The following is a 7,409-nucleotide window of genomic DNA, read 5'->3' as shown; positions in this document are numbered from 1 at the left end:
GCTTCGAGCTTGGCGGCGCGCTCGGCGAGACGCTGATTGTCGGCGCGCAGCCGTGCGGTCAGGTCGGCCAGCCGGTTTTCCTGGGGGACCCCGGGCGCGGTCGGTGCCGGCGGCTGCGGCTGCGGCTGCTGCTGGCTTGCGGAAGCCGCCGCCAGATTGCGCGCGATCTGGGCATGCTCGATGCCGGTGGCGACGACGGAGACGCGGATCAGGCCGTCCAGCGCCTCGTCGAAGGTCGCGCCGACGATGATGTTGGCGTCCTGGTCGACTTCCTCGCGAATCCGGGTTGCGGCCTCGTCGACTTCGAACAGCGTCAGATCCTTGCCGCCGGTGATCGAGATCAGAAGACCGCGGGCCCCCTTCATCGAGGAATCGTCGATCAGCGGGTTGGCGATCGCGGCTTCGGCTGCGGTCAAGGCGCGCTTGTCGCCGGAGGCTTCGCCGGTCCCCATCATCGCCTTGCCCATTTCCCTCATCACCGCCCGCACGTCGGCGAAGTCGAGGTTGATCAGGCCTTCCTTGACCATCAGGTCGGTGATGCAGGCGACACCGGAATACAGCACCTGGTCGGCCATCGCGAACGCGTCGGCGAAGGTGGTCTTTTCATTGGCGACCCGGAACAGGTTCTGGTTCGGGATGATCAAAAGCGTATCGACCACCTTGTGCAGTTCGGCGATACCGGCTTCCGCGGTGCGCATGCGCCGCTGGCCCTCGAAGTGGAACGGTTTTGTCACCACGCCGACCGTCAGGATGCCCATTTCGCGCGCCGTCTTCGCGATGACGGGGGCGGCGCCGGTGCCGGTCCCGCCGCCCATCCCGGCGGTGACGAACACCATGTTGGCGCCGGAGAGATGGTCTCTGATCTCGTCGATGACCTCCTGCGCGGCGGCGGCGCCGACGTCAGGCTGCGAGCCTGCGCCGAGCCCCTGGGTGACCTGGGTGCCCATCTGCACGATGCGCTGCGCTTTGGACATGGTCAGCGCCTGCGCGTCGGTATTGGCGACGACGAAATCGACCCCCTGCAAACCGGCGGTGATCATGTTGTTGACGGCATTGCCGCCCGCGCCGCCGACGCCGAAAACGGTGATCCGGGGCTTCAACTCGTGGATATCGGGGGGAGTAATAGTGAGTGCCATGGTTGCCTCTCGATCACGCGCGCGTGGAGTCGCCCCGGCCGGCGGCCGCGGGTGTTGGTGAAAATCCAATGATCCGGAACCCAGCCATTAGAAGCCCTCGCGAAGCCATCGTCCGACCTTTCCGAAATAACCGTCAGTCCCTGTCCTGACCTGCCGCGTATGCCGCGGTTCGACATGTTCAAGATGAGCGTATTGCGGGTAGACCAACAGACCAGTCGGCACGGCGAATGACGCCGTCTTCGCCTCACTGGGCAGCCGGCCGAAGCCAAGCGGACGGCCGATGCGCACCGGACGGCCGAGGATCCGGGTTGCAAGCTCGGGAATGCCGGTGAGCTGCGAGGCGCCCCCACTCAGCACCACGCGCGCTTTGGGCTCCGCCGCAAAGGGAGAATCAGCTAGCCTGTCCCGGACCATCTCAAAAATCTCCTCGACGCGGTGCCGGACGATGTTCGCAATCGTGGCACGAGACACGATCTGCGGAACGTCCCGCTCATTGTCGCCGGCCGAGGGCACAGACATCAGTTCGCGCGCATCGGACCCGCCGGTCAGCACGGTGCCATATAACGTCTTGATTCGCTCGGCATCCGCAATGCATGCGCTCAAGCCACGTGCAAGGTCCATCGTGACGTGATGGCCGCCGACCGCGAAACCGGAGGCGTGGACGAAATGGCCGCCCGAATAGATCGCCATCGTGGTGGTTCCGGCGCCCATTTCCACCACCGCGGCCCCCAGATCGGCCTCGTCATCTGTCAGGACGGACAAGCCGGCCACATAGGAGCTCGCTGCCATGGCCTCGACATTGAGGTGGCAGCGTTCCACCACGAGCATCAGGTTCCGGGCCACGGTGGCGTCCGCGGTCACGACATTCATGTCGACGCCGAACTGCCGGGCCACCATGCCCCGGGGATCGCGGATACCCTTGACGCCGTCCAGCGCATAGCCGACCGGGAGCGCGTGGAGCACGGTGCGGCCCTCGCCGGTGGCGTGACGCATGCCGGCGGAAATCACCCGGCTGACGTCGGCTGACGTGACGGCGCCGCCATGGATGTCGGCGGCGGCCTCGATCAGCTGGCCCTGCGGCCGGCCGCCGGCGACCGGCAGCAGGACCGATTCGACCCGGACCTTGGCCATGCGCTCGGCCAGCGCCACGGCCTGGCGCACCGCCTGTTCGCATTCGGCGAGATCGACCACCGCGCCGGCCTTCATGCCGCGCGACTGGATCTGGCTATAACCAATCAGTTCGACGGCATGGCTGCGGGCTCGAAACGCTTCGCTCGGTGGGCACGGCTTCAGCCGCGCGATCATGCAGGCGATCTTGCTGGTGCCGATGTCGAGGGACGCCACCATCGCCGTCCGCTTCTGCGGCATCGGGCGGGTCTTCGGCGTCTGATTGCCATTGAAGCCGGTCATGCGTCACCGGCCTTTTTCTTCGGTTTCTTGAACAGGTCTTCGCGCGCCTTGGCCGCGTCATCGGAGAGTTGCACCGCCAGCCGGTCCGGCAGACGCAGATCGACCGCAACGATGTCGCGGGAAAACAAATGTTCATCCGTGTCGAGTTTGCTCAATTCGGCCAACGCCGTCGCGACGTCATGTTCCGGCAGGCGGATGTCGAGGCCATCCTTCAGTCGCAGATTCCAGCGGCGCTCGCCGACATAGACCGCAGCCTTGGTGACTGCGTGCACCTGCGGAAAACGCGCAAGCAGCGCCAGGAACTCCCGCGCATGGGTTTCGGCGCCCTTGCCGACCACCAGCGGCAGCGTCAAGAAGCGCCGTGACACGTAGGATTCGAGCACCGCGCCGTCCTCGGCAATGACGGCGAGCTTGCCATCCTGCTGCCACAGCGCGAACGCGGAGCGCTCGACGATATTGATCTCGAGCTGGCCCGGATAGAGCTTCAGCACGGTCGCGTCCGCAATCCAGGGATTGGCCTTCAGGCGATCGCGCACCGCCGCCGCATCGAGGAACAACAGCGAGGCGCGGCCGGTGACGCCGCCGATCGCAAGCACCTCGTCCTGGCTCAACTGCTTGCGGCCATTGATCGTCACCGAGGTGATGCGGAATCCCGCCGAATTGGCCATCGCGTTGCGGGTATCGTTCACCGCGGTGGAGAGTTCGTCGATATGGCCGCCCCTGACGATGCCGAAGCCGGCGCTGGCGAGCAGCAGCAGCACGGTGGCGGCAACGCCGGCGCGGTGCGGCACATGACGTTCGATCCACGCAATCAGACGCGGCGGGGGAGCGCGCTCGATGAAAGGCGTAGCGGCGGGTTTTGCGGACGGCTTGGCAGACCGATGGGTGCGGCCGCGATCAAGCCCGAGCCACTCGCGCAAAAGCACGACCGCGCCAAGCGCGGCCGCTCCCAGGTCAGCTTCCGGCCTCAGCGATCGCAACGATCGGGTAAGGCGTCCTGCGCCATCCATTGCACGAACTCATCAAATATTCTGGCACACATGACGCCTCGCTCGTGCCGGGCTGGGCGTTGAAGGCAAAAGGGCCCCCTTTCCCCCAAAGATGCGGTCGTCGAAGCGGAAATCCGCAACAGCTCACGCCCCGGCAGCCAAGCGCCATATGCGCCGCCAGCGTTAACCTTCGGACTTCCTGGTAAACAAAGGGTAAAACCCGGACCGCAGCGGCGATTTTTCAGCAATCCCGAGAGCGGTTTGCTGTAAAATCTTAAGAATTTTACGCACTTGGCGGTTCCATCCGTCTCAACCCGGCCCCTCGCCTATCTGCGCGCACGCCTTGCTGCGAGCACGATCTGCTGTTGCAGGAAGTCGATGAATGCGATTCCCTGCGCCTTCAGCGCCTTGGGATACAGCGACGCCCTGGTCAATCCCGGCAGGGTATTGGTTTCGAGATAGATCGGCCCCTCGTCCGAGACGATGAAATCCGACCTTGAGTAGCCGCCGCACGACAGTGCGCGGTGTGCCCTGAGCGCCTGGTCCATCAGAGCTGCGCCGATCTCGGGGGTAAAGCGCCCCGGACAGATCTCCTGCGTGGATTTGAGCAGGTATTTCGCCGCGTAATCGAAATTGCCCTCCCCGGGCACAATCTCGATCGGCGGCAGCGAAAAGGCCGGCCCATCGGGCTGCTCCAGCACGCCGCAGGTTGCTTCCACGCCGGAGACGAAAGGCTCGATCAGATAGGCCTCAAGCCTGGCGGCGTTGCGGACCGCGACGAGATCCTGTTTCGCGTTGACGAAAATCAGCCCGTAGCTCGATCCGTCGCGCATCGGCTTGGCAATCAGCCGGCCGTATTCGGCGAGCGCCACCTCGATGTCGTCAAGCGCGATCTCTGCCGGCGTCTTCACCCCGGCGATCGCCGCGAAGCGTTTTGCGGCGACCTTGTCGAACGCCAGATAGGAGGAGGCCGAGCCCGAGCCCGTGAACGCAATGCCGCGCATCTCGCACATTGCCTGCAGCTCGCCGTTCTCGGCCCGGCCACCATGCAGTCCAAGCACGAACAACCGGTCGTCGATTCGCGCCTGGTCCAGCGCCTGCTCAATTCCGGCCGCGATGCGCCGCCCGCCGGGCACGAACGGATCCTCGAACGGGCGTGCGTGACCGAGCAGGATCTTTGACTGCGTTTCATGCACGCTGTCATCGGCATCCCAGAACCACAGATCCGCCTCCGGCAGGGCTTCATGCAGCGCCTGTGCGCTGGCGACCGAGACCAGGCGCTCCTTGTTGGTGCCGCCGAAGAGAATGGTGATCCGCATCTTCATCTCTTTCGTCATTCCGGTGCGCGAAGCGACCCGAAATCTCGAGATTCCGGGTTCGCGGCTTTGCGTCCCGGAATGACAATTAAGGGGAAATTCCGATCCGCTTGATTTCCCAATGTAGCTCAATTCCGGAATTTTGCCTGACCCGCGCCCGAATGGTCTCACCCAGAGTTTCGATGTCGTGGGCCGTCGCCTCGCCGGTATTGATCAGGAAATTGCAATGCAGCTCCGAGACCTGCGCGCCACCGAGCCGCAGGCCGCGGCAGCCGGCGGCATCGATCAGTTTCCAGGCGCTGTTGCCGGGCGGATTCTTGAACGTCGAGCCGCCGGTCTTTTCCCGGATCGGCTGTGCGGTTTCGCGATGCTGCTGCACTTCGGCCATCCGTGCCCGGATCGCCTCGGGCGCGGCCTTGATGCCGCGAAAACGCGCCGAGGTGAAGATGATCGCGGGATCGACGCCCGAGTTGCGGTAGACGAATTTCATCTCGGCATTGGAGAAGGTATGCGTCGTGCCGCCGCGGTCGATGCCGGTTGCCTCGATCAGCACATCCTTGGTCTCGCCGCCATTGGCACCGGCATTCATGCGCAGCGCGCCGCCGACGGTGCCCGGAATGCCGAAGAAAAATTCCAGTCCGCCGAGGCCCGCGGCTGCCGCAATCTCAGCCACGCGCTTGTCGAGCGCGGCGGCTCCGGCGCTGACGACACAGCCTTCCGCGCTGGTCTCGCCAAAACCGCGCGGCGAGAGCCGGATCACCACACCGGGCAGGCCACCGTCGCGCACGATCAAATTGGAGCCGACCCCGACGACATGGATTGCGAGTTCGTCCGGCAACCGTGCCAGGACATAGGCCAGATCGTCGGCATCCGCCGGCGTGAACAGCACCTGCGCCGGACCGCCGACACGAAACCAGGTCAATTCCGCGAGCGACTGGTTGGCGAGCAGCCGACCGCGCAGTCGCGGCATCGCCGCTGTCAGCTCGGGCGTGATGTCGGGGAAGGTCGGAGCCTTCATCCCAGCGCCTTCAGTTCGCCAGGCAACGCATAGGCCCATTGCGTGATGTTGCCGGCGCCGAGACAGACGACGAGATCGCCGGGGCCGGCAAGGCCCTTGATCAGGCCGGCGAGATCGGACGGCTTCTGCAGTGCCGTCACCTCGCGATGGCCGTGCGTACGCAGGCCGAGCACGAAGTGGTCGCGGTCGATGCCTTCGATCGGCGCTTCGCCGGCCGGATAGACCTCGGCGACGACGACGGCGTCGGCATCGTTGAAGCAGGTACAGAATTCCTCGAACAGCGATTGCAGCCGCGTGTAGCGATGCGGCTGCACCACGGCGACGATCCGGCCGTCATGGGATTCGCGGGCGGCCCTCAGCACGGCCGCGATCTCCACCGGATGATGGCCGTAGTCGTCGATGACGGTCACCCCGTTCCATTCACCGGTTTTCGTGAAGCGCCGCTTCACGCCGCCAAAACCCGCGATCGCCTTGCGGATCGCCGCGTCGGAAATCCCGAGTTGGTGCGCGACCGCGATCGCCGCAGTGGCGTTCAGCGCGTTGTGCCGTCCCGGCATCGGCAACGCGATGTCGGCGATCTCCCGCACGCCGTCGGTCTTGCGGTCGCGGAACGCCACCTTGAAGCGGGAAGCGCCCCCCATCTGGGTGAGATCGAGCAGGCGCGCGTCGGCCTGCGGGTTTTCGCCATAGGTGATGATGCGGCGGTCCTCGATGCGGCCGACCAGGCTCTGCACGACGGGATGATCGATGCACATCACGGCAAACCCATAGAACGGCACGTTCTCGACGAAATTGCGGAACGCGTCCTGCACCGCCTCGAAGGTCTTGAAGTGATCGAGATGTTCGGGGTCGACATTGGTGACGATGGCGACGTCGGCCGGCAGCTTCAGGAAGGTGCCGTCGCTCTCGTCGGCCTCCACCACCATCCAGTCGCCGGCGCCGAGCCGCGCATTGGTGCCGTAGGCGTTGATGATGCCGCCATTGATCACGGTCGGATCGAGGTCGCCGGCATCGAGCAGGGCCGCCACCATCGAGGTCGTGGTGGTCTTGCCGTGCGTGCCCGCGATCGCGACGCAGCTTTTCAGCCGCATCAGTTCGGCGAGCATCTCGGCGCGGCGCACCACCGGAATGCGCTGCGCGCGCGCCGCCATCAGTTCCGGATTGTCGCGCCTGATCGCGGTCGAGACCACGACCACGTCGGCGCCATCGACGTTCTCGGCCTTGTGGCCGACCGACACCTTGACGCCCTTGTCGCGCAGCCGCGCGACATTGGCGCCTTCGGCCGCGTCGGAGCCTTGCACGATGTAGCCGAGATTGCACAACACCTCGGCGATCCCGCTCATGCCGATACCGCCGATCCCGACGAAGTGGATGGGTCCGATCTCGCGCGGCAGTCTCATACGTATGTCCCTGATGTCATGCCCGGGAGTTGTCCCGCCTGCCGGGGCTGAAGCACCTTCGGCGAGGCGATGGCCCGCGCAGCCACGAATCTCTCCCACTTCATGCAAGACGTGGATGGCCGGGACAAGCCCGGCCATGA

General features: G+C 65.3%; 6 protein-coding genes and 1 pseudogene. All 7 read right to left on the bottom strand.

From position 1 onward, the window contains the following. Nucleotides 1-1,136 (bottom strand): cell division protein FtsZ (gene ftsZ / locus WCB02_RS10870; RefSeq protein ID WP_423958136.1); only part of this gene is annotated, 1,136 nt, incomplete at its 3' end. 87 nt (nucleotides 1,137-1,223) lie between these two features. Next, nucleotides 1,224-2,546 (bottom strand): cell division protein FtsA, encoded by a 1,323-nt coding sequence (gene ftsA, locus WCB02_RS10865; RefSeq protein WP_423958135.1) that lies wholly within the window; start codon nucleotides 2,544-2,546, stop codon nucleotides 1,224-1,226. Further along, nucleotides 2,543-3,556, bottom strand: a complete 1,014-nt coding sequence (locus tag WCB02_RS10860; protein WP_423958134.1) for a cell division protein FtsQ/DivIB — start codon at nucleotides 3,554-3,556, stop codon at nucleotides 2,543-2,545. The genes ftsA and WCB02_RS10860 overlap by 4 nt, the downstream gene beginning before the upstream one ends. Beyond that, nucleotides 3,514-3,755: pseudogene (locus tag WCB02_RS10855) on the bottom strand (D-alanine--D-alanine ligase); the annotation flags it as partial. The gene WCB02_RS10860 and the pseudogene WCB02_RS10855, both read right to left, overlap by 43 nt. Before the next feature lie 106 nt (nucleotides 3,756-3,861). Further along, nucleotides 3,862-4,854 carry a D-alanine--D-alanine ligase family protein gene (locus tag WCB02_RS10850; protein ID WP_423958133.1) on the bottom strand — a complete coding sequence of 331 codons (993 nt, stop codon included), beginning with the start codon at nucleotides 4,852-4,854 and terminating at the stop codon, nucleotides 3,862-3,864. 85 nt (nucleotides 4,855-4,939) lie between these two features. Further along, nucleotides 4,940-5,869 (bottom strand): UDP-N-acetylmuramate dehydrogenase, encoded by a 930-nt coding sequence (murB, locus tag WCB02_RS10845; RefSeq protein WP_423958132.1) that lies wholly within the window; start codon nucleotides 5,867-5,869, stop codon nucleotides 4,940-4,942. Beyond that, nucleotides 5,866-7,269, bottom strand: a complete 1,404-nt coding sequence (gene murC / locus WCB02_RS10840; RefSeq protein ID WP_423958131.1) for a UDP-N-acetylmuramate--L-alanine ligase — start codon at nucleotides 7,267-7,269, stop codon at nucleotides 5,866-5,868. The genes murB and murC overlap by 4 nt, the downstream gene beginning before the upstream one ends. Between the last annotated feature and the right edge of the window lie 140 nt (nucleotides 7,270-7,409).

The organism is Bradyrhizobium sp. (genome assembly GCF_049581145.1).
GTDB lineage: Bacteria > Pseudomonadota > Alphaproteobacteria > Rhizobiales > Xanthobacteraceae > Bradyrhizobium.
The sequence above is the reverse complement of the archived record's forward strand: the minus strand, read 5'-3'. Positions and strand labels throughout refer to the sequence as shown.